We start from the raw sequence: 22,600 nt of genomic DNA on the forward strand, positions 1-22,600 counted from the left end.
TCTTTGCTTTCCAAGCTGACGCGAGAGAAGCGGTGGATTACGCCTTCGGCTAATCCACCCTACAAGAGCCGCGAACTAACCGCCGGCTTCGCCGAAACGGACGTCTTCGAGCAGCGACGACGATACGGTCGGGACCTGGTCGCCTTCGCTGGCGCGGGAGATGGCGAGGCGGGTCTTGTTGAAGACGCTCTCGGCGCTGCCGGGCTTGCTGAGGTTGTTGAGGAACTCGCTGACCAGCACGCTGTGCTCGCCCTTGCCGTCGTCGACGACCTTGCCGGGCGAGGCGGAGGTGAGGATGAGCGCATTGTCGGACGCGCTGATCGGCGCGAGACCGTGGCTGTAGGAGCGGAAGCGGCGCTCGTAGGGATTGCGGCGGGAGGCGTCGACCACGACGAGCTTCGCCTTGGCGCCCTGCTCCTTCATCATCTCGAGCACGCCCTCGATCGACACGCCTTGGCGGCGGACGTCCTTTTCCTTCCAGATCACGGCATCGACCGGCAGCATGTAGCTCTCGCGGCCGGCCTGCACGCCGTAGCCGCCGAAGAACAGCATGACGACGCTGTCGCGGGTGATCCGCGACTTCAGGCGGCTCACGGCGCGGACCATGTCGTCGCGGGTCGCATCTTCCACCATGTCGACGTCGAAGCCGTTCTTGCGCAGGGACGAGGACAGCGCACGGGCGTCGTTGATCGACTGCGTCAGCGGCGCGCTGGCGTCGGGGTAATGTCCATTGCCGATGACGAGCGCGAGGCGCGAGCTCTGGCCGATCGAACCAGTGATCTGGTCGGTCGAGACCGCCTTGGCGGCATCGATCGCACGCATGTTGAGAGCAGCATGGGCGCCGATCACCAGCGACACCGTGCCGATGAGGGCCGCGGCGAGGGCGATCGTACGTCTGGAAAGGTCGAGCTGCTTTAGATTCATCTCGCTTCGTTTCCTGTGCCAAAGACCTACCAAGCGCGCGCACACTGTTTGAGTAGCGCGATAGCGTCTTTAGGTTTGAGGGATTGGCCGGGGATGTGACCCCGAATTGCGCGCAATTTGCGGCGCCGCACCAAACAAACCCTTAACCGGATATAGGCCCTGGGGCAATAGATTGCTCAAAATTTGAACTAAGCATCTGAATATACTTGATAATTCTCCGATCCAAATTGCCGCCTTTACGGCTTCCCCGTAGCCTTCCGGAGAGCGATCATGCAGCCTTCGTGCCGGCTTTTCCGTGACTTCCATCACATTTGTTTTTCCCGCGAATCCGGGTAGCTTTTTCAACGACTTGCAGGGGGTGGCGCGCAGATGGCAGCGTGCCTGATGTCCCCGACCAAGGCCCCCGCGACCAGGTATTTCATGAGCTTTCATTATTTTGCCGGCGCCGCCTGCCGGGCGCTGACGGCGCGGAAGGACGGCCCGTCGCTTTACGACGTCTGCGATCCCGTATTGTCGGATACGGCCAGGGGCGATCCGCATCTCGCCAAATTCTACAGGACCGCCCTCGGCAATCCCGCGCTGCGGATCCTGCTCCGCCGCGCCGGCCTGCCCGAGCTGCGCGACGAGGGGATGCTGACGCGGCTGCGCGCGGCCCTCGCCCAGGCCCGCGACGAGGCCGAGCCCGACTGGGCGGCGGTCGGGCAGCCGATCGCCGATCTCGTCGACAGCATCGCGCTCGACCACCCCAAGCCGCCGCCGGTGCCGTTCACCGCCACCATGCCGCAGAGCGCTGAGATCGACGGCGTGATCCGCGATTGCGCGCAGCATCTGCTCGGCTCGTACCGCCGCAACGGCTTCCTGCCGACCTACGCCGCCTTCAACCTGATCGGCGATCCTGATGTCCGCGGCCGCGAGCTGATCATGGCGCTCACGGGCCTCAACGCGCGCGGCTACAAGAATTCCTCGCTGCTGTTCAACCTCGCCCGCGTCTTCATCGCGCGCTCGCCCGCGCGCGCCGTGGTCAATCCGCCCTGGAAAGGCATTGCCGAGCCGATGTGGGAGCCGGTGCAGATCCGCCACCGCTCGGCCTATTACGACGCGTTCTTCATCGAGGCCCTGCTCGGCTTCGTCGAGACCGGGCTCGCCTCCCCGGCCGACAAGGTCGCGGCGGAGCGCGCGATCGCCGACATGGTCGATTTCTGCGTCAACATCAGTCGCGAGGAGGTCGAGGGCTTGGGCGGCGCGCGCTTCAACGTCGTCACCGCACTGGCGCCGGCGCCGCATCCGCGCTTCTCCCGTTACTTCGCGCAGATCAAGCAGGACCTCGGTTTCGGCATCTACGTGCCGGATTGCGACACCACGGCCTGCTCGATCTCCGCAGCGACGCAGGCCGGCTGTACCGACGCGATCATCGACCAGCCGCTCCTGGACTTCTATGCGGGCTATCAGGTGCGCGCCGGCGTCAACGAACCGCGCGTGACCGTGCCGCTCAACGACAATATCGACTATGAGGGCGGGGTTGCGACCTGGATCGACAATCTCAAGGGCGAGCGCCCTTACGGCAACGATCTCGATCCGACGCTCAATCTCGACATTCTCGAGGTAAGCTTCCGCAACCTTGAGCGCTGGAAGGTGCTGGAGACGCCGTCGCGGCTTGCAACATTGCACCGGATCATCGGCTTTCAGAAGCGGCTGGCCGCCAGCGGCGCCTTCGCCAATCCGCGCTCGCACATCTATTATCTGCCGGAGCTCTACAGCGCCTATTTCGGCCGCTGCTATGCCGCCTTCCTGGCGCTGCCGCTGGCGGCGCAGGCCGCGATCGATCCCGCCGGCGATTTCGATTTCATCCGCCATCGCGTGCTGTCCTACGTCAAGGGCGAGCTGATGGCGGCCGAGATGAACGTGTTCGACGCCGCGCTGGCGCTGATCGCGCTCGGCCATCTCGGCGCCGACCCGCGCGCCTTCGCACCGGCGCTGAACGTGATCGTCGCCGGGCTCGGTGAAGGCGGCCGCCGCGGCCCGTTCCGCGCCTATGAATGGAACAAGATGAAGACGCCGACGCGGATCCTGGTCGGTGGCCCGGAGGTGACCTCGGCGTTCGTGCTGATGGGGCTGGCGGTGGCGAAGCGGGCGATGGCGCGAGGGTGAGGGGTCTCGTAGGGTGGATTAGCGAAGCGTAATCCACCATCTAACCTCCGCGGATACGAACAGTGGTGGGTTACGCCTTCGGCTAACCCACCCTACGAGACCGTCGCAAAATGACAGGAAGTTGAAAGCCTATCTGTTCGGCATGCGCTGGCCGCGCGGCCAAAAGCCGACCACAATTGCGCCGTCTATCGAGATTTTCATCACAACTGGACGGGCATGTTGCGAAAGGTCCTGATTGCGCTGTCTTTGTTCGCCATCCCTTCGCTGGCGGATGCCGCCGAGATCACCGGCACGGCAAAGGTCCGCGCTGGCGATGCGGTGGTGATCGGCACCACGCGGATCCGGCTCGGCGGCATCGACGCGCCTGCAATCGACCAGCTCTGCCTCAACACCAAGTCCGAGCGCTGGACTTGCGGCGTCGCGGCCCGCGATGAGCTCGCCAGATACGCCGAGGGCAAGACTTGGGTCTGCCGCCCGAGATCGGTCGACCGGCGCGGCCGCACGGTGGCGCGCTGCGAGGTCGGCGGCGAGGACATCCAGAAATGGCTGGTGCGCAACGGCTGGGCGCTGGCCTACGCCCACATGTCCCGCGACTATGAAGCCGATGAAAAGGCCGCGCGGGAGGCCAAGGCAGGGATGTGGCAGGGCGCCTTCATCGCGCCGTGGGACTGGCGCGTCCGCAACAAGAAGACCGCGATCCTCGGCGCGACCAAGCCGCCTGACGGCGCGCACGCGGTGCTGCTCGCTTCGGCCTCGGGGCCGGTCGCGCCGTCGCCGGACTGCACCATCAAGGGCAACGTCAACAGCTCCGGGGAGTGCATCTTTCACCAGCCGACCAGCCGCTGGTACACGCAGATCAGGATGAAGATCAGCAAGGGCACCCGCTGGTTCTGCTCGGTCGAGGAGGCCGAAGCGGCCGGTTGCCGGGAGACCAAGAGATAAGAGCATGGTCTGGAAAAGTGTGACGCGATTTTCCGACAAGACCATGCTCAAAGCAAAAAACCACGCCAGACCTGCGTTTTGCGCGCTTTTCTTGGCCTCCAACGCCACGTAAAAGTGAGACTCAGCAACCCACCATCCTGTTCTCTGGCAATAAGGACCGACAGCAATGACCGTTCGCGCGGGCCGGGAGTTTCTGGCCATCCCCGGGCCCACCACGATGCCCGACGAGGTGCTGCGGGCGATGCACCGTCCGGCGATCGACATCTACTCCCAGGAGATGCTGGATCTCACCGAGAGCCTGCTCAGCGACATCTCGAAGCTGTTCGCGACCAAGGGCAAGTCCTACATCTACATCGCCAACGGTCACGGCGCCTGGGAAGCGGCGCTGAGCAACGTGCTGTCGCGCGGCGACAAGGTGCTGGTGCTGGAGAGCGGACGTTTTGCGATCGGCTGGGGCAACGCGGCGGCGCTGATGGGCGCCGAGGTCGAGGTGCTCAAGGGCGATTGGCGCCGCGCGGTGCGGCCGCACGAGGTCGAGGAACGCCTGCGCCGCGACAAGGAGCACAGCATCAAGGCCGTCGTCGTGGTCCAGGTCGACACCGCCTCCGGCGTGCAGAACGACATCGAGGCGATCGGCAAGGCGATCAAGGCGAGCGGCCATCCCGCACTCTACATGGTCGATACCGTCGCCTCGCTCGGCTGCATGCCGTTCGAGATGGACAAATGGGGTATCGACGTTGCGATGTCCGGCTCGCAGAAGGGCCTGATGACGCCGCCCGGCCTCGGCTTCGTCGCCGCCAATGCGCGCGCGCTCGAGGTGCACAAGAAGGCCAACATGTCGACGCCCTATTGGAGCTGGAGCGAGCGCGAGGGCACCGAGAATTATCGCAAATATGCCGGCACCGCGCCGGTGCATCTGTTGTTCGCATTGCGCAAGGCGATCGACATGCTGCACGAGGAAGGCTTGGAGAACGCCTTCCGCCGCCACAGCCTGCTCGGCGAAGCCGCCCGCCGCGCGGTCTCGGTCTGGTCGGAAGGCCAGGTGCTCGGCTTCAACGTGGCCGAAGCCAGCGAGCGCTCCAACACGGTGACCACGGTGACGATGAGCAACGGCCACGATCCGGCGGTGCTGCAACGCTATTGCAAGGACAAGTGCGGCGTTGTGCTCGGCACCGGCATCGGCGATCTCTCCGGCCAAGCCTTCCGCATCGCCCATATGGGCCATGTCAATGCGCCGATGCTGCTCGGCACGCTCGGGGTGATTGAGGTCGGGCTGAACGCGCTGAAGATCCCGCACGGCAAGGGCGGGCTGGAGGCGGCGGTCGCGTATCTGGGCGAAGAGGTGGCGGTGTAAGTCGCGCGCGCGCCTCTTCCTTCTCCCCTTGTGGGAGAAGGTGGCGCGAAGCGCCGGATGAGGGGTTCTATCCGCGATTCCCGACTGCCAGGACTCGCGGATAGAACCCCTCACCCGTCTCGCCGCTATTCGGCGAGCCACCCTCTCCCGCAAGGGGAGAGGGGAAGATCAGCGCTCCACCCGATACGCCTCCACCTGTGCCTTCAGCTCATTCAGCGGCGCGAGCGGCGCTTTCGGGTCGACGCGGTGCTCCCCGCTTGCCAGCCATCTCAGCACCATCGCGTCCACGGCCGGCGAATGGTGGATAACGTCGCTGTAATTGTTAAGATCGTGCGTCACCGCCTTGAGCGCGCGGAAATCGTGCAGGCGGACGTTGGGCAGTTGCGTCAATCGCTGCGCAATGTGCGCCGTGAGATCGGTGACGACTTCAGCGTTTCGGGCGAGGCATCGCGCATCGCGACGAATTGCAGGATCGAATAGGGCGGGAGGTAGATGTCGAAGGTCACGTCGGGGTGGCGCGCGATCAGGCCGACGGCGTCCTGCTCGAAATGCCGGACCATGGCTTCGTAGCTGTAGCCTTCGCCGAGGAAGCGGCTGCGTACGGGGCTGGTAATGTAGGCAAAGGCGGCGAGCGTCTTCTTTGCGTTGTAGTCGCGCGCGACGTCGAAATCCCGCGGCAGGGCGTAGATGTCGTCGACGTCTGACAACGCAAACTTGACCGGCAGATAAGGCGACGCCCGGGTCAGCGGCTCCCGCAGCAGCGGGACGGACCGCAGCAGCGCGAACACCGATTCCTTCGCCATCGCCGCGCTGAACAGATAGGAGGCGATGCCCTTGGCGGTTCGGCGATAAAGATCGACGGACAAATAAGGGTCGGTCTCGATGTCCGCGGCATCGATGAAGATGAAATCGTCCATTTCCCAGATCACGCGCCTTGCGCCGCGGTCGATCGCCTGCTCCAGCACGAAGGCCTGCTGACGCGAGTTGGAGCCGGTCATCGCTAGCTTGAGCGAGCGGACACGAAGCGCGCGATCGATGTCGCTCTGGCGGAAATGGATCGCAAGCGAGGTGCCCATGAAGGCGGTGTCGAACGGCTGGCTGCTGATCAGCCCGGCATTCTGCACGCGCGTGTCCTCCGAGTAGAAGGCCGGGACCAGGCGCGAGGGGCGGAACAGCTGCAGGGGATCGACGATGAAGGTGAGCGCCGCGGCGCTCAGTACGCAGGCCACGCTCGCCAGCAGAAGACGCCCGAGATTGGTGAATGCGCCCTGCATCAGAATCGGAAATAGATGAATTCGCTGTGGCTCTGGATGCCCAGGAAGCCGAAGGCGAGCAGCAGCGAGGCCGCCGCGTGCCGAGCAGCGCGTTGACGTTCTCGGCGACGAAGCCGGCATATTTGAAGATGCCGAGCATGAGGAGATCGCCGACGAGGCCGACAGCGAGAGCGGCCTTTCGTTGCGGGTGCGTGAGCTCCGCCACGATGAGAAGATGGCCGACGCCGTAGTTGAAGGCGATCGAGAGCAGTAGCAGGGCGACGAAATGCCAGCTGCCGATTGCGTAGAAGGTGATCGAAGCCAGCGCCAGCCAGACCACCGGAGCGAGATTGCTGCGCCGGTCGAGCCGGAAATAGCCGGCGAGCACGACCGGCAGGAACAGCAGGATGAACGCATAGGAATTGAACAGCATCGGGCTGGACCGGCGGCGGGATATTGCCCTCAAAGCACACAAGGGGCCGATCAACAACCCGGCAGCATGGGCGGTCGTGCTGGCAATCCGCGGAATCGGAACGATATAAGGTGGGACACGGCGAGCCGCTTTTTCTTCTCCCTCTCCCCGTTCTTACGGGGAGAGGGTCGGGGTGAGGGGCTCTCTCCACAGATGAGACCATAGCGAGACCTGTACCCCCTCACCCGGAATTTGCTGTCGCAAATTCCGACCTCTCCCCGCAGGCGGGGAGAGGTGAAGGAGGCCGCGCCACGTATTTGAACGAGGACCGAGTGACCCAAGCCAAGACGCCTTCGAAGCCCCCCGTCGCCCCGCGCCGGCCGCATTCCTTCACGCGGCACGGCATCACCGTGACTGACGATTATGCCTGGCTGAAGGACGCGAACTGGCAGGAGGTGCTGCGCGATCCCGCCGTGCTCGATCCTGACATCCGCAAATATCTCGACGAGGAGAACACCTACACCGAGAGCCTGCTCGGCCACACCTCGGGCCTGCAGAAGACGCTGGTGCGCGAGATGCGCGGGCGGATCAAGGAGGACGATTCCAGCGTGCCGTCACCGGATGGGCCGTTCGCCTATTTCCGCAGGTTTCGCGAGGGCGGGCAGCACGAGCTGTTCGGGCGCATGCCGCGCGACGGCGGCGACGGCCAGATCGTGCTCGATGGCGACGCGCTCGCCAAGGACCACCAATATTTCAAGTTCGGCGGCAGCCGCCACTCCTACGATCACAAGCTGCAGGCCTGGAGCGCCGACACCAAAGGCTCCGAATATTTTTCCATCCGCGTCCGCGACTGGGCGACGGGAAAGGACCTCGACGATCTCGTCGAGGAGACCGACGGCGGCGTGGTCTGGGCTGCGGACTGCAAGAGCTTCTTCTATGTGAAGCTCGACGACAATCACCGCCCGATGCAGGTTTGGCGGCACAAGCTCGGCACCAAGCAAGCCGACGACACGCTGGTCTATGAGGAGCAGGATGCCGGCTGGTTCACCCACCTGCATGAAAGCACCAGCGGCCGCTTCTGCGTCATCGCCGGCGGCGATCACGAGACTAGCGAGCAGCGGCTGATCGATCTCGCCAATCCCGAGGCGCCGCCGCGCCTGGTCGCTACGCGCGAGGAGGGCGTGCAATATTCGCTCGCCGACCGCGGCGACGAACTTTTCATCCTCACCAATGCCGACGATGCCATCGACTTCAAGATCGTCACCACGCCGCTTAGCCAGCCCGAGCGCAAGAACTGGCGCGATCTAATTCCGTATCGGCCCGGCATCTACATCATCGACCTCGATCTCTATGCCGGCCATTTGGTGCGGCTGGAGCGCGCCAATGCGCTGCCCTCGGTCGTGATCCGCGACCTCGCTAGCGGGGAGGAGCATGCCATCGCCTTCGACGAGGCCGCCTATTCGCTCGATACGATGGGCTCCTACGAATTCGACACGACGACACTGCGCTTTGCCTATTCGTCGATGACGACGCCGTCGGAAGTCTATGATTACGACATGGTCAAGCGCACGCGCGTCTTGCGCAAGCGGCAGGAGATTCCGTCAGGCCATGACCCGGCCGACTACGTCACCACCCGCATCATGGCGAAATCGCATGACGGCGCCGAGGTACCGGTCTCGATCCTGCATCGCCGCGGGCTGAAGCTCGACGGCGCAGCGCCACTGTTGCTCTACGGCTACGGCTCCTACGGCATGGCCATGCCGGCCTCGTTCAGCGCTAACCGCCTGTCGCTGGTCGACCGCGGCTTCGTCTATGCCATCGCCCATATCCGCGGCGGCGCCGACAAGGGCTGGGGCTGGTATCTCGACGGCAAGCGCGAGAAGAAGACCAACTCGTTCGACGATTTCGCCGCCAGCGCCCGCGCGCTGATCGATGCGAAATACACCAGCGCCAAGCGCATCGTCGGCCATGGCGGCTCGGCCGGCGGCATGCTGATGGGTGCGGTCGCCAACCGCGCCGGCGAATTGTTCGCCGGCATCGTCGCGGAGGTGCCGTTCGTCGACGTGCTCAACACCATGCTCGATGACACGCTGCCGCTGACGCCGCCGGAATGGCCGGAATGGGGCAACCCGATCGAGAGCGAGAAGGATTTCCGCACCATCCTGTCGTATTCGCCTTACGACAACGTCGCGGCAAAGGACTATCCGGCGATCCTGGCGATGGGCGGACTGACTGATCCCCGGGTCACTTACTGGGAGCCCGCCAAATGGATCGCGCGCCTGCGCGCCACCATGCGCGGCGGCGGCCCGGTCCTGCTCCGCACCAACATGGGCGCCGGCCACGGCGGCGCCTCGGGGCGCTTCGATCGGCTCGACGAAGTCGCGATCGTGTACGCGTTCGCGCTGTGGGCGGCAGGGATGGCGGAGGCGTGACGTCGTAGCCCGGATGGAGCGGAGCGCAATCCGGGATTCGCGCAGACATCAAGACTGTTCCCGGATTACGCTCCGCTCCATCCGGGCTACGAGAGCGCTACCGCCCGTTCTTCTTGCGCCATTCCGCGAAGTCGGTGAGCGTCTGCGGATCGGTGGCGGGATAGAGACCGAAGATGCCGCGGCCCTTGCCGACTTCCTCGGTGACGAAATCCTCGAACGCGCTCATCTCGAAGGTCTCGTTGGCGATCTCGTCTGCCAAATGCGCGGGGATCACGATGACGCCGTCGGCGTCGCCAAGGATGACGTCGCCGGGAAACACCGGCGCATCGCCGCAGCCGATCGGCACGTTGATCTCGATCGCCTGATGCAGCGTCAAATTGGTCGGCGCCGAGGGACGGTGGTGGAAGGCGGGAAAGCCGAGCCTTGCGATCTCGGCGGAGTCGCGAAAGCCGCCGTCGGTGACGACGCCGGCGACGCCGCGCTTCATCAGCCGCGTCACCAGGATCGCGCCGGCCGAAGCCGCGCGCGCATCCTTGCGGCTGTCCATCACCAGCACCGCGCCCGGTGGGCAATCCTCGACCGCTTTGCGCTGCGGATGGGAGCGGTCCCTGAAAACGTCGATAGTGTTGAGATCCTCGCGCGCCGGCATGTAGCGCAGCGTGAAGGCCTCGCCGACCATGGTCGGCTGGTCCGGGCTCAAGGGGCGGACGTCCTGGATCATCTGGATGCGCAGGCCGCGCTTGAACAAGGCGGTCGCGACGGTGGCGGTGGAGACGGATTTGAGTTTTGTGCGGGTGGCTTCGGAAAGTTTGGTCATGTCGTGCTCTCTCTCGTTCGTCATTCCGGGGCGCGCCACTTGGCGCGAGCCCGGAATCCATACTCCCTATCGTGGTTATGGATTCCGGCCCATCGCTTCGCGATGTCCCGGAATGACAGGTGCTAGTAGATGGACGGCTCGCCGATCGGCGCGCCGAAATCGGTCTCCAGGAAGTCGAAGTCGCAGCCGTCATTGGCCTGCTTGATGTGCTTGGTGAACATCCAGCCATAGCCGCGCTCGAAGCGCCGCGCGGGCTGCGTCCAGGCGGCGCGGCGTTTTGCGAGCTCGGCCTCGCTCACATCGAGATTGATGGTGCGCGCAGCGACATCGAGCGTGATGCGGTCGCCGTTCTGCACCAGCGCCAGCGGGCCACCGATATAGGATTCCGGCGAGACGTGCAGGATGCAGGCGCCGTAGCTGGTGCCGCTCATGCGCGCATCCGAGATGCGCACCATGTCGCGCACGCCCTGCTTCACGAGCTTGGTCGGGATCGGCAGCATGCCCCATTCCGGCATGCCCGGCCCGCCCTGCGGACCCGCATTGCGCAGGATGAGGATGTGATCCTCGGTGGCGTCGAGATCGGGATCGTCGACCGCCTTCTTCATCGAGGGATAATCGTCGAATACCAGCGCGGGGCCGGTGTGCTTGAGAAAGCGCGGCGCGCAGGCGGAGGGTTTTATGACGCAGCCGTCCGGCGCGAGATTGCCCTTGAGCACGGCGAGCGCGCCCTCCTTGTAGATGGGATTGTCGATGCCGCGAATCACGTCGGCATTGTGGACCTCGGCCCCCTCGATGTTCTCAGCCAGCGTCTTGCCTGTGACCGTGACGCAATCGAGATGCAGATGCGGCTTGATCTGGCACATCAACGCCGGCAGGCCGCCGGCGTAGAAGAAGTCCTCCATCAGGTACGCATCGCCGCTCGGGCGGACGTTGGCGATGACGGGCACCTTGCGGCTCGCCGTCTCGAAATCGTCGAGGCCGATGTCCTGGCCGGCGCGGCGGGCCTGCGCGATCAGATGGATGATGGCGTTGGTTGAGCAGCCCATCGCCATCGCGACCGCGATCGCGTTCTCGAACGCCTTGCGGGTCTGGATCGCCTTCGGCGTCAGATCCTCCCACACCATCTCGACGATGCGGCGGCCGCATTCGCTGGCCATGCGAATGTGGTTGGCGTCCGCAGCGGGAATCGAGGAAGCGCCGGGCAGCGTCATGCCGATCGCTTCCGCAATGGCGGTCATGGTCGAGGCGGTGCCCATGGTCATGCAGGTGCCGTAGCTGCGGGCGATGCCGGCCTCGATGTCGAGCCAGTCCTTGTCGGAGATCTTTCCGGCGCGGCGCTCGTCCCAATATTTCCAGCCGTCGGAGCCGGAACCCAGCGTCTTGCCCTTCCAATTGCCGCGCAGCATCGGGCCTGCCGGCAGATAGATCGCCGGAATGTTCATCGAGGTCGCTCCCAGAAGCAGCGCCGGCGTGGTCTTGTCGCAGCCGCCCATCAGCACCACGCCGTCGACGGGATGGCTGCGGAGCAGCTCCTCGGCGTCCATCGCCAGCAGGTTGCGGTAGAGCATGGTGGTGGGCTTGAGCAGCGATTCCGACAGCGACAGCGCCGGCAGCTCCAGCGGCAGGCCCCCCGCCATCAGGATGCCGCGCTTCACGTCCTCGACGCGCGACTTGAAGTGCATGTGACAGGGCTGCGCGTCAGACCAGGTGTTGAGGATCGCAATGATCGGGCGGTCCTTCCACTCCTCCGGCGCGTAACCCATCTGCATGGCGCGGGAGCGATGGCCGAACGAGCGCAGATCGTCGGGCGCGAACCAACGCGCGCTGCGGAGCTGGTCGGGCATTTTCTTCTTCACGATGAGGCCCCATTTTTGGATGGTATTCCGCTCGATCACGCGGAAGATCAGGGCTCGACAAAGAGCCGGATGATGATCTCGGTCAAGAGGCCTGTGAAGACTGCAGGTATGCCGAGGAGGGCAAGGGGAGCTTTGGGCGCTGGCGTGCAGCCGCAGCGGGTAGATCGACCGGCTGCGCGCCGGCTACATCTGCCCTCACCCGGGCGCCGAAGGCGGCCCACGCCGCTCCCGTGACGATCGATTTAGCCGAGCCATTCCGTTTTAGGCCGCGTTGCGGCCGCTGCGCCGTTCCGGCCCGTGGTAATCGGCATCGCCACTCTTGCCGCGGTCCGTCGGACCGGTGCGCAGCCTGACGAAGAAGGCCTGGACCTCGGCGGCGAGGCGTTCGGCCGCCCCCGCGACGTGGTTCGCGGCACCCATCACCTCGTCGGCCGAGCGATTGGTTTCCGCGATGGCGCCGGAGACGGTGCCGATGCTGGTCGCCAACGTCTGTGTCCCCGACGCCGCCATCTGAACGTTCTGCGAGATCTCGCGCGTGGCGGCCCCCTGCTCTTCCACGGCGCTTGCGATCGCCGCGGTCACTTCGTCGATCCGGCGCATGGCGGTCGCGACCTCCTTGACGGAGGCGACCGCGCTGCCGGTCGCGTTCTGAATCGCGACAATGTGCTGCGCGATCTCCTGCGTCGCTTTGCGGGTCTGCTCGGCCAGCGCCTTGACCTCGGACGCCACCACGGCAAAACCGCGACCGGCCTCGCCGGCGCGCGCGGCCTCGATGGTGGCGTTGAGTGCCAGGAGATTGGTCTGGGCCGCGATCGCCTGGATCAGGTCGACCACCGAGCTGATGCTCTGTGCGGCGTGCGCGAGCCCTTCGATCTCACTCTCCGAACGCGCGGTCACCTCGCCCGCGGAGCGCACGGTCGTGTTGGACAGCTCAATCTGGCGGCCGATCTCGACGATGGAGCCAGCGAGCTGCTCGGCCGCCGCGGCGACGGTCTGGACGTTGCCCGCGGTCTGTTCGGAGGTAGTCGCTGCGGACGCGGCCTGGCTCGTCGCATGATTGGCGATGCCGCTGAGGCTCTCTGCGGTCTGCCGCATGGTGCCCGCATTCTCGCCGACCCGCGCGAGCAGGTCGCGCGAGGTCGCGCGAAATTCCTCGACCGCTCCCTCCATGTTGCGGTTGGCCGCTTCGCGTGCCTCCGCCTCGCGCGCGAGGGACGCCGCCGCCCGTTGCTGGGCAATCACATTGTCGCGGAATTTGGCCACCGCCTGCGACACCACGCCGATCTCGTCGCCGCGCTCGGCCGTCCTGAATTCGACGCTGGTGTCGCCACCGGACAGGCGCGCGGAATCGCTCACCAGCTCGATGATCGGACGGGTGATGGAGCGCGCAACCAGGATCGCAATCGTTGCCCCGAGCGCAAGCGCTGCGGCGAGCAGGATCCATTGGAGCAGGAGCAATCTCTCGACTGCGTCGGCCACACTGCGGGCGTCGTCGGCGAGCTTCGATTGTTGATCACTCTTGAGACCGCCCGAGCGCTTGCCATCGGTATCCTTGCGACCGTCGAGCAGGTCGAGGATCCGGGCGGCGCGCGGCGCGGCCTCGGTCGACAGGATGAAGACCGGCATATTCCATTGCGGCGTCTGGCGGATGGCGAAGATCTTCTGCGGCAGCGGTATGAACGCCTCGTTCGCCTTGACGATGGCCCGATAAGCGGTCGCCTGCCGTGCGGTGAGCAGATCGGTCTGGGTACCGACCGACGCAAGCGCGGCCCTGAAGGTCGCCAGCGGCTTCTCGAACTTGTCACGATCGGCCGCCTCGCCCGAGGCAACGTACAGGCGCAATTGAGATCCCGCGGCGGCAAGATTGCCACGCACATCGGCAAACGTCTTGAGCAGGCGCTTGCGCGGCGGCGTCGCCTCCAGCGCCTCTTCCTCGTCGATCATGCCGGTGATCTCGGCGAACATGGCCGAGATCAGCGGCGCGGCTTCCTTCGCCAGCAATTCGCTCGCCGGATAGGCCGAAGGCGTGAAGGCGGCCGCTTCGGCCTTGTCCTGGGCCTTGCGGAATTCCGCCATCAACGTTCTGGCCTCGCTCCAATTGGTCTTGTTCTGGGGGCTGGAAAAGCCCTCTGCCATGCGGTCGACTGCAGCGGCCGTGCGATCCAGCTCGGCCCAGACCGCGGCCCGGTCGCGCTTGCCCTGCGCATCGCCAGTCAGCAGATAGCCGCGCAGCGTCGAAAGCGTGGAATAGAGATTGCCGACGAGCTCCGTGCTCGCGATCGCGACCGGCGCGCGTTGATCCACGACTGTCCTGATCCGCGACGAAATGTCCGAGACGGCGGCGACGGTGTAGATGACGGTCGCTGCGAGCAGGCCGCAGATCAACGCGAAGCCGCCGAGCAGCCGGGTGCGAATTCCGGTGTTCGCGATCGATTTGAACATGAGAGATCTCGAGCTGGTGGCCGGTTGGGGGAACCGGCTTCGTCGGGTAAAGTAATGCCGAAATTGAAATACGCGAGGTACCGAGATGGAACTCGCGGAGATAGTAGTTCGCCCTCTTTAATTCGCGGTGAAGATCGGGTTCCGTACAACTACGGCGAGAAGAATATCTCCTGTCTTTGAAACGACTTATTGCATTCGGACCGGATCGCATATGCACGCAAGCGTGCGTACCGGCCACAGCGCCTCGTCTGTCGCCACGCCAGGAAGGCATTCGCGGCAAACGCGAGGTGCTTGCAGCGCGGCCAGAATCCGCGCAACAATTTCGCATTTGTTGCTTTGATTTGGGGCCGCTGGAACGCCCAATGCGGCCGGAGGATTTTAGGCGTGGCCAACATCCTGATCGTGGATGACGATCCGGCCGTCCAGTTCACCATCCGGCTGCTGCTGGAACGGGCTGGTCATCACGTGACGGTCGCCGAGGATGGCCGCAAGGGGCTGGCGCTGTTCGAGGCCAGCCGGTTCGACCTGCTGTTTCTCGACATCTTCATGCCCGGTATGGACGGACTGGAGACGATGCGTCACATTCGGGCGCTCGCCCCGGCCGTTCCGATCGTCGTCATCTCCGGCCGTTCGATCACGCCGGAGGCCTATGCGGAGCCGGACTTCCTGAAGATGGCGACCAAGCTCGGCGCCGTGGCCAGCCTGCAAAAGCCGTTCCGGCCCGATGCACTGCTTGCCGTGGTCGCAGATTGCCTGAAGGCCGACGCGCCAGAGGGGTCCGATGTCCGCTCCGGCCGCCGATGACAAGAACGCCTCTGCTGCAAGCCAAAAATGGCGCAGCGGTGCGGCAGGTCCGGCGAAACTCCCCATGCGAGCAGCAACGACGCTGGCCACGCGGCTGGCCCTCGCGATGATCCTGCTGGTTGCGGTCACCGTGGCCGCAGTCGGATGGTTGGGCTATCGCAACACCACACAGGCCGTCATTCCGCGGGTGCTGGAGCGGGTCGAAGCCCAATCGCGCCTGCTCGCAACCAATCTAGAATCCTACGTTGCCGGCGTGCGCGGCGATCTGGTCGGCTATCGCGCCGCAGCGGCAATCAACGGCCTGATCCGCGCTCATGGCGGCGGCGGGATCGATCCTGTGGACGGCGTCTCGGAGCAGACCTGGCGCGAGCGTATCGCGGCCCGGCTTGCGGCCGAGATCGACGCCAAGCCCATCTACGGGCAGTTCAGGATCATTGGCGTCGAGAACGACCAGCGCGAACTGGTCCACGTCGATCGTTCGGGTCCCAACGGAGCAGCCCGGATCGCTCCGGACAGCGAATTGGAGCGCAAGAGCGGCCGCGCCTACTTCCAGGAAACCATACGGCTCGGGCCCGGCGAGATCTATGTGTCTCCCATCGAGCTCGCGACCCGTCAGGGGGGAACGACGGCGCCTCACGCGCCGACTTTGCGCGTGGCGATGCCGCTGTTCACGGCCGACGACAAGCCGTTCGGCATCATCGTGGCCAATATCGACATGCGCCCGGCACTCGAGCGGGTCCGCGCGGCGACAACCTCGGGCGGAGATATCTACGTCGTGAATGCGCGCGGCGACTATCTCGTCCATCCCGACCGGACGCGGGAGTTCGGGTCATCGCGGGGCCATCCGACCGATTGGCGCAAAGACCTTCCGTTCTTGTCAGAACTGGCCGGCACGTCGGACGTGGCCACGCGGGTCACAACCGACGAGGCGGGCCGGACGAGCGGCGCGGCATTCGTGCCGTTATCGCTTGCGGGCAAGGAATGGGTCGCCATCGTCGCGACTGTTCCCCCGTCCGTGTTCGGCCGCGTGCCGGCCGCCATTCAAAAAACGTCCCTGCTCGTCGGCGTCCTGGCTGTTCTCGCCGCGGCTGCGCTCGCGGTGCTGCTGGCGCGCTCGTTGACCCGCCCGATCGGGCGTCTGACGGAGGCGGTGCAGGCCATCGGCAGCGGACGTCCCGCGGAGATCCCCGTCGATGCTAGCGGCGAGACCGGCGTGCTGGCCCGGGCCTTTGCGCGGATGGTGGAGGAGATGCGCGCGAAAACGGCCGCGCTCGAACGCGAGATCGAGGAGCATCGCCTCACCGAGGCCGCGCGGAGCCATCACGCGGCGCGCGAGAACCTGTTCAGTGCCGCGGTGGAATCGTCCGACGATGCGATCGTCATGCAGACGCTCGATGCCATCATCACCGGCTGGAATCCGGCCGCCGAACGCCTTTACGGCTATACGGCGGAGGAGGCGATCGGCAAGCCCACCTCGATCATCGTCCCGTCCGACCGCCGCGAACAGGGCAAGGACTATCTGCGGCGGATCGCGCGGGGCGAGCCGATCGAACGCTTCGAGACGGTCCGCCTGCGCAAGAACGGCACGCCGGTCGAGATTTCGCTCGGCCTGTCGCCGATCAAGGGACCGTCGGGCGAGATCATCGGCGCGTCCGGAAGCGCGCGCAGCCTGACCGAGGCGCGGCGCGCCGAGCGGGCGCTGCAGCACCAACTCGAGGAGCGGCGTCAGATCTTCGAGACGTCGCAGGATCTGATCATGGTCATGGACGCGCGGGGTCATGTCGCGCAGATCAGCCCGAGCAGCGAGACCATTCTCGGCTATCGGCCGGACGAGATGATCGGTCGCAGCGGCGCCGACTTCATCCATCCCGATCACCTGGAGCAGTCCCGTGCCGAGATGCGGGCGATGCGACACGGCGAGCGCGTCAGGCTGGCCGACACCCGCTGCTACCACAAGAACGGGCACGAGGTCTGGCTGTCCTGGCTCGGCAGTTGGTCCGAGCGCGCCAAGCGCTTCTTCTTCGTCGGGCGCGACATGACGGAAGCGCGGCTCGCGCAGGAATCGCTGCTCGAGAGCGAGCGGCTCGCCCGCAACATCGTCGAGACCTCGCTCGACGCCTTCGTCCAGACCGACGAGACCGGAAGCATCCTGAACTGGAACTCGCAGGCGGAACAGCTGTTCGGCTGGCGCCGCGACGAGGTGCTCGGCAAGAGCACGATCGACCTCATTGTCGCCGAGAGCGAACGTGGCCGGGTCCGAGCCGGCCTGAAACGCTTCCTCGAAGACGAGGGTGGCCGGACGCTGAACCGCCGCCGCGAGCTGATGTGCTGCCGGCGCGACGGGAAGGAATTCAAGGCCGAGTTGAGCGTCACCGCGCTGAAGCGGCGCGAGGGCCTGCTGTTCAACGTCTTCTACCGCGACCTCACCGACAAGATCGCCGCCGAGGAGCGCATCCGCCATGCCGAGAAGATGGAGGCCGTCGGCCAGCTGACCGGCGGCGTGGCGCATGACTTCAACAACATTCTCACCGTCATCACCGGGACCATCGAGATTCTCGCGGAGGCGGTCGCCAAGGAGCCGCAGCTCGCGGCAATCACCAAGATGATCGACGAGGCCGCCGCGCGCGGCGCCGATCTGACCCAGCACCTGCTCGCCTTCGCACGCAAGCAGCCGCTCCAGCCGCGCGAGATCGACATCAACTCGCTGATCGTCGACACCGCGAAATTGTTGCGTCCGACGCTCGGCGAGCAGATCCAGATCGAATCGGTGTTCGAGGACGAGAATTGCGTCGCCATCGTCGATCCCAACCAGCTCACCACCGCGATCCTCAACCTCGCGCTCAATGCGCGCGACGCCATGCCCGGCGGCGGCAAGCTGATCGTGGAGACCGGCGCCGCCTATCTCGACGAGGTTTATGCCAGCGCCAACGACGTACCGCCGGGGCACTACGTGCTGATCGCCGTGAGCGACACCGGCACCGGAATCCCTGCGCACATGCTGCCACGGGTGTTCGATCCCTTCTTCACCTCGAAGGGACCCGGCAAGGGCACCGGACTCGGGCTTTCGATGGTCTACGGCTTCATCAAGCAGTCCGCAGGTCACATCAAGATCTACAGCGAGGAGGGGCACGGCACCACGATCAAGATGTATCTGCCGCCCGGCAAGACGCCGACGGCGGTCGGCGAGGGCGTGACGCCGGCGACGATCGAGGGCGGACACGAGACGATCCTGGTGGTCGAGGACGACCGGCTGGTGCGCGACTACGTGCTGGCGCAGTTGCATTCGCTGGGTTACGTCACGTTGCAGGCCGCGAACGCCGCGGAGGCGCTCGCGATCGTCGCGGCCGGCAAGCCGTTCGACCTTCTGTTCACCGACGTCATCATGCCCGGCAAGATGAACGGACGGCAGCTCGCGGACGAGCTGATGAAGACGCGCCCGGATCTCAAGGTGGTCTACACGTCAGGCTATACCGAGAACGCGATCATCCATCACGGCCGGCTGGATTCCGGCGTGGTGTTGCTGGCCAAGCCCTATCGCAAATCGGATCTGGCGCGGATCATCCGCAAGGCGTTGAGCGGGTGAAGGCCCGTAGCCCGGATGGAGCGCAGCGCAATCCGGGAACAATCGTGCGGCGCGCGAAATCCCGGATTACGCTTGCGCTCCATCCGGGCTACGAAACCGTCGGTGAGGAGAGATGGACCCGGCTCAGCAGCGCATCATTGCATGATGCGCTGCTGAGCCGTGGCACGAGACCATGTTACGACGCGCGCTGGGCCGCGGTCATCACGATGCGGATCAGGTCGGCGGCATTGCGCGCGCCGAGCTTCTTCATGATGTTGGCGCGGTGGTCCTCGATGGTGCGCGGACTGATGCCGAGCGTGCGGCCGGCCTCCTTGTTGGAGGCACCGGAGGCGAACTGCTCCAGCACCTCGCGCTCCCTGCGCGTCAGCGGCTCGCGGCCGGGGAAATGCAGCGAGCCGAATTTCGGCGACGCGTTCTCCGCCTGCCTGCGTGCATAGGCACCGATCGCCTCGTCGAGACGGCCGACGATCTCGCTGCCGCGGAACGGCTTCTCGATGAAGTCGAGCGCGCCGCTCTTGATCGCGCCCACCGCCATCGCGATGTCGCCCTGCCCGGAGATCATGAAGATCGGCGCAGGATAATCCTCGCCGTGCAGCTCCTTCAGGATGTCGAGACCCGACTTCCCGGGAATATTCACGTCGAGCAGGATTGCAGCCGGCGTGCGGTTTCGCGCCACGGAGAGCAGCGCTGCACCGTCCGCAAAACAGATCACTTCATAGCCCGCCGCCTTCAACACCATCGACAAGGTGTCGCGAACGGCAGGGTCGTCATCGACCACGAAGATTTCACCGCGAGAGCTTTGTTCGGCCATGTGCCACATCCGGTTGGCATGAAGGACTCGCGTCCGCGCCATTCGTTATGGCGCTCGGCGCGGATTCGGCCCACCCGTATTTGTACGGGACATGGACTTAACGCACAAGTAGCGGCATGGCGCCTAATTGCATTGGACGGAGAATATCCATGCTAAATTTGGCCGACACGCCGCCTCCTGTCGCAACGTCCGAAGTCGAGAGCCGTGAGCTGATTGCGGCGGACCTTCGTTTACTGATCGCACAGATCGAGACCAGCATGCGCCGGATCGCCGCAGCCATGGATCAAGAACACGGCAGCGATCCGGAAGGTTCCGCAGATGTCGTCTTGCTCGACGACGTCACGCCCCGCTACGCCAGCGCGAGCGCGGCCCTCAATGTCTGCCGGGCGGGCCTCGGCCACGCCCTGCAATGTCTATCGGAATCCGGCAACGCGGCCGGAAGCCGCGTCTGACCGTATGGCGGCTCCGCAAGCTCAGGCGCGGTGCCGTTCCACGATCGCGTCGGTGGCGACACCACCCCAGGTGTGAATCGCCGGCAGGCCCATCGCGGTCTTGCCGAGATTGGCGAGGCTGATGCGCAGCGCCGCGAGATCCAGCGGCTTCGGCAGGCTCTGGAGCTCGATGCCGACCGAACGGGCGAAGCTGCGGGCGGCACTGCGGCGCTTGCCGTCCATGCCGCTGATGACGATCACGGAGCCTGCAAACTTCGCGCTCGCCATCTCGCGCAGCACGTCGACGCCGTCGCCGTCCTCCAGCACGAGATCGAGCGTCACGCAGTCGAAGCGCGCGGCGCGCAGCTTCTCGATCGCGTCCGCCACCGATGGCGCCACAGTGACCTCGTGGCCCGCCTGCTTGGCCGCGACCGTGATCAGGCGGCGCTGCGTGGCGTCGTCATCGACCACCAGGAGCTGAAGTGCACGCCGCTCGGCGCCGTCGGGCAGGTTTGACGAGATCGGGGAAAGAGAACTTCTGGGCATTGCCGTATCCTGGGATTGAGAGCGTCAATGGATACACGGCTCGCGCTGAAGCCGCGTAAAGCTGCCGCGAGCAATTGACTCGGAAACGTTCAGCAAATGTGAAGCAAAGTGCGGGAAAGCGCAGCGACGGCGGCGGCGAGATCAGGCCGCGGCGTCGTGGCCACCGGCCGCACCGCGCTTCTTCCGGTTCTTGCCGCGCAGGAACTGGATGTCCATTTCGGCGCCGTTGACACGGACCAGCTCGCAGCGACGATAGGCGAGACCCGTGGACGACAGCAGCAGGAAGAACTCCTTCAGGTTCAAGCCCTGGATCGAGCCCTCCACCGTGAGAACCGCGTCGGTGTCGGAGATCGCGTTGAGCTTGCAGTCGCGCCGCCAGGTGCCGTCGATGGCCATGATGCAGACATCATAGCCACGGCTGAAGGTCACACGCTCCGCGCCCTTGCCATCCTCGGCCATGATTATCGTCCCGCCATCGCCGCCATGCGCGGCGCCGCACCGGCGAGAACCGGCTTGGCCGCGGCCGCGCGCGGATCATTCGGCTTGTAGAGGCCGCGCCGCTCCGGAATCGGCCGGAACGTGTCGGTCAGTCCAACCACGGTCTCGGCGGCGCCGAGCACCAGGAAGCCGTCGGGCTCGATCTGGCGCGCCAGGCGGTTGAAGATATTGATCTTGGTGTCCTGATCGAAATAGATCAGCACGTTGCGGCAGAAGATGACGTCGAAGGTGCCGAGCTGGGCGAAATCGTGCAGCAGGTTGAGCTGGCGGTGCTGGATCATCGCCCGCAATTCGGGATTGATCTGCCAGGTCTCGCCGGTCTGCCTGAAATATTTCACCAGCATTTGGATCGGCAGGCCGCGCTGCACCTCGAACTGGCTGTAGACGCCGGCCTTGGCCTTCTCCAGCACCTCTTGCGACAGGTCGGTCGCGATGATCTCGACGCGCCAGCCGGTGAGGGCCGCGCCCATCTCCTTCAGGCACATCGCCAGCGAATAGGGCTCCTGCCCGGTCGAGCCGGCGGCACACCAGATGCGCACGCTGCGCTTGGCCGCACGCGCCTTGATGATCTCCGGCATGATGTGGTCGCGGAAATGATCGAACGGGACCTTGTCGCGGAAGAAGAAGGTCTCGTTGGTGGTCATGGCCTCGACCACGTCGGTGATCAGCTGGCGCGAGCCGCCTTGCAGCTTCTGCACGAGTTCGGCGATGCCGGAGAGCCCGGCCTTGCGAGCCAGCGGCAATAGGCGGCTTTCGATCAGATATTGCTTGTCTGCGGACAGGTCGAGACCGGAATTATCCTTCAGGAACTTACGCAGGTACTCATACTCGGTCGGGGTCACGGATGGCCTCTCGAAAGCTGTACTGGAACACTCTGGCCCAAGCGCTTTGGGCCTGACACACTCAGACCATGACTTGTCCGACCGGGATCAAACCAACTTCAGCGAACTTGTCGGCGATGATGTCTTTGTCGAAGGGCTTCATGATGTACTCGTTGGCACCGCCGCTGAGCGCCTGAGCGATATGAGCCACGTTGTTCTCAGTGGTGCAGAACACCACTTTCGGCTGGTCGCCGCCTGGCAGGCGGCGCATGTGGCCCATGAACTCGAAGCCGTCCATGACCGGCATGTTCCAGTCGAGCAGCACCGCGTCGGGCAGCTGCCGCTGGCAGATCTCGAGCGCCTTCGAGCCGTCTTCGGCCTCGGTGACCTCGAACTCCAGACCTTCCAGGATCCGGCGCGCGATCTTGCGCACCACGCTGGAATCATCGACCACCAAACACGTCTTCATTTCTGTTCTCCGGCTTCGATGTTTCGTTGGCTCAGGCGGCCATTTGCGTCTTGGTTT

General features: G+C 65.1%; 16 protein-coding genes and 1 pseudogene. 7 read left to right on the forward strand and 10 right to left on the reverse strand.

Annotated features, from left to right (window positions below; genetic code table 11):
- Window positions 1–75 precede the first annotated feature (75 nt).
- Window positions 76–924, reverse strand: a complete 849-nt coding sequence (locus XF30_RS02035; RefSeq protein WP_036015927.1) for a caspase family protein — start codon at window positions 922–924, stop codon at window positions 76–78.
- A 420-nt stretch (window positions 925–1,344) separates the two neighbouring features.
- Between XF30_RS02035 and XF30_RS02040 the strand changes: the two genes are divergently transcribed.
- From XF30_RS02040 to XF30_RS02050, 3 genes are all read left to right on the forward strand, one after another.
- Window positions 1,345–3,072, forward strand: a complete 1,728-nt coding sequence (locus XF30_RS02040; RefSeq protein ID WP_109145531.1) for a hypothetical protein — start codon at window positions 1,345–1,347, stop codon at window positions 3,070–3,072.
- Window positions 3,073–3,288: 216 nt separating this feature from the next.
- The gene (locus XF30_RS02045) at window positions 3,289–4,014 is read left to right on the forward strand and encodes a thermonuclease family protein (RefSeq protein WP_036015924.1); all 726 of its coding nucleotides are present in this window, start codon (window positions 3,289–3,291) and stop codon (window positions 4,012–4,014) included.
- Between the two features lie 166 nt (window positions 4,015–4,180).
- Complete coding sequence (locus XF30_RS02050) at window positions 4,181–5,368, forward strand: pyridoxal-phosphate-dependent aminotransferase family protein (RefSeq protein WP_036015923.1); 1,188 nt, start codon at window positions 4,181–4,183, stop codon at window positions 5,366–5,368.
- Between the two features lie 168 nt (window positions 5,369–5,536).
- On the opposite strand, the pseudogene XF30_RS02055 reads toward XF30_RS02050, so the two are convergent.
- Window positions 5,537–6,642, reverse strand: a pseudogene (locus tag XF30_RS02055) (hypothetical protein).
- A 723-nt stretch (window positions 6,643–7,365) separates the two neighbouring features.
- On the opposite strand from XF30_RS02055, the gene XF30_RS02065 reads away from it, so the two are divergent.
- Entirely contained in the window at window positions 7,366–9,465 is a 2,100-nt protein-coding gene (locus XF30_RS02065; RefSeq protein WP_109141787.1) for a S9 family peptidase, read from the forward strand.
- Between the two features lie 97 nt (window positions 9,466–9,562).
- Here the strand turns inward: XF30_RS02065 and XF30_RS02070 are convergent, their stop codons facing one another.
- The 3 genes from XF30_RS02070 to XF30_RS02085 all read right to left on the reverse strand — a co-directional run bounded on the left by XF30_RS02070 (window position 9,563) and on the right by XF30_RS02085 (window position 14,580).
- Complete coding sequence (locus XF30_RS02070; RefSeq protein WP_109145532.1) at window positions 9,563–10,282, reverse strand: ribonuclease activity regulator RraA; 720 nt, start codon at window positions 10,280–10,282, stop codon at window positions 9,563–9,565.
- Window positions 10,283–10,404: 122 nt separating this feature from the next.
- A complete protein-coding gene (gene araD / locus XF30_RS02075; protein ID WP_109145533.1) occupies window positions 10,405–12,126 on the reverse strand; it encodes an L-arabinonate dehydratase in 1,722 nt (573 codons plus the stop codon).
- Window positions 12,127–12,399: 273 nt separating this feature from the next.
- A complete protein-coding gene (locus tag XF30_RS02085; protein WP_109141788.1) occupies window positions 12,400–14,580 on the reverse strand; it encodes a HAMP domain-containing methyl-accepting chemotaxis protein in 2,181 nt (726 codons plus the stop codon).
- A 384-nt stretch (window positions 14,581–14,964) separates the two neighbouring features.
- Between XF30_RS02085 and XF30_RS02090 the strand changes: the two genes are divergently transcribed.
- Together XF30_RS02090 and XF30_RS02095 are read left to right on the forward strand one after the other, a co-directional pair.
- Window positions 14,965–15,384: a response regulator gene (locus XF30_RS02090; RefSeq protein WP_109141789.1), complete on the forward strand. Its 420-nt coding sequence runs from the start codon at window positions 14,965–14,967 to the stop codon at window positions 15,382–15,384.
- Between the two features lie 64 nt (window positions 15,385–15,448).
- Window positions 15,449–18,967 carry a PAS domain S-box protein gene (locus XF30_RS02095; RefSeq protein WP_502696071.1) on the forward strand — a complete coding sequence of 1,173 codons (3,519 nt, stop codon included), beginning with the start codon at window positions 15,449–15,451 and terminating at the stop codon, window positions 18,965–18,967.
- Window positions 18,968–19,142: 175 nt separating this feature from the next.
- Here XF30_RS02095 and XF30_RS02100 read toward each other — a convergent pair whose 3' ends face one another.
- On the reverse strand, window positions 19,143–19,778 hold the full coding sequence (locus tag XF30_RS02100; RefSeq protein WP_026202588.1) for a response regulator transcription factor: 636 nt from the start codon (window positions 19,776–19,778) through the stop codon (window positions 19,143–19,145).
- A 149-nt stretch (window positions 19,779–19,927) separates the two neighbouring features.
- Between XF30_RS02100 and XF30_RS02105 the strand changes: the two genes are divergently transcribed.
- The gene (locus XF30_RS02105) at window positions 19,928–20,230 is read left to right on the forward strand and encodes a hypothetical protein (protein WP_036015912.1); all 303 of its coding nucleotides are present in this window, start codon (window positions 19,928–19,930) and stop codon (window positions 20,228–20,230) included.
- Window positions 20,231–20,251: 21 nt separating this feature from the next.
- Here XF30_RS02105 and XF30_RS02110 read toward each other — a convergent pair whose 3' ends face one another.
- From XF30_RS02110 to XF30_RS02125, 4 genes are all read right to left on the reverse strand, one after another.
- On the reverse strand, window positions 20,252–20,755 hold the full coding sequence (locus XF30_RS02110; RefSeq protein WP_036015910.1) for a response regulator: 504 nt from the start codon (window positions 20,753–20,755) through the stop codon (window positions 20,252–20,254).
- 141 nt (window positions 20,756–20,896) lie between these two features.
- On the reverse strand, window positions 20,897–21,214 hold the full coding sequence (locus tag XF30_RS02115) for a hypothetical protein (RefSeq protein ID WP_036015908.1): 318 nt from the start codon (window positions 21,212–21,214) through the stop codon (window positions 20,897–20,899).
- Window positions 21,215–21,216: 2 nt separating this feature from the next.
- Window positions 21,217–22,095 (reverse strand): CheR family methyltransferase, encoded by an 879-nt coding sequence (locus tag XF30_RS02120; RefSeq protein ID WP_109141791.1) that lies wholly within the window; start codon window positions 22,093–22,095, stop codon window positions 21,217–21,219.
- 61 nt (window positions 22,096–22,156) lie between these two features.
- Window positions 22,157–22,543, reverse strand: a complete 387-nt coding sequence (locus XF30_RS02125) for a response regulator (RefSeq protein WP_036015905.1) — start codon at window positions 22,541–22,543, stop codon at window positions 22,157–22,159.
- Between the last annotated feature and the right edge of the window lie 57 nt (window positions 22,544–22,600).

It is taken from the genome of Bradyrhizobium sp. SUTN9-2, from assembly GCF_003122645.1.
GTDB classification, from domain to species: domain Bacteria; phylum Pseudomonadota; class Alphaproteobacteria; order Rhizobiales; family Xanthobacteraceae; genus Bradyrhizobium; species Bradyrhizobium yuanmingense.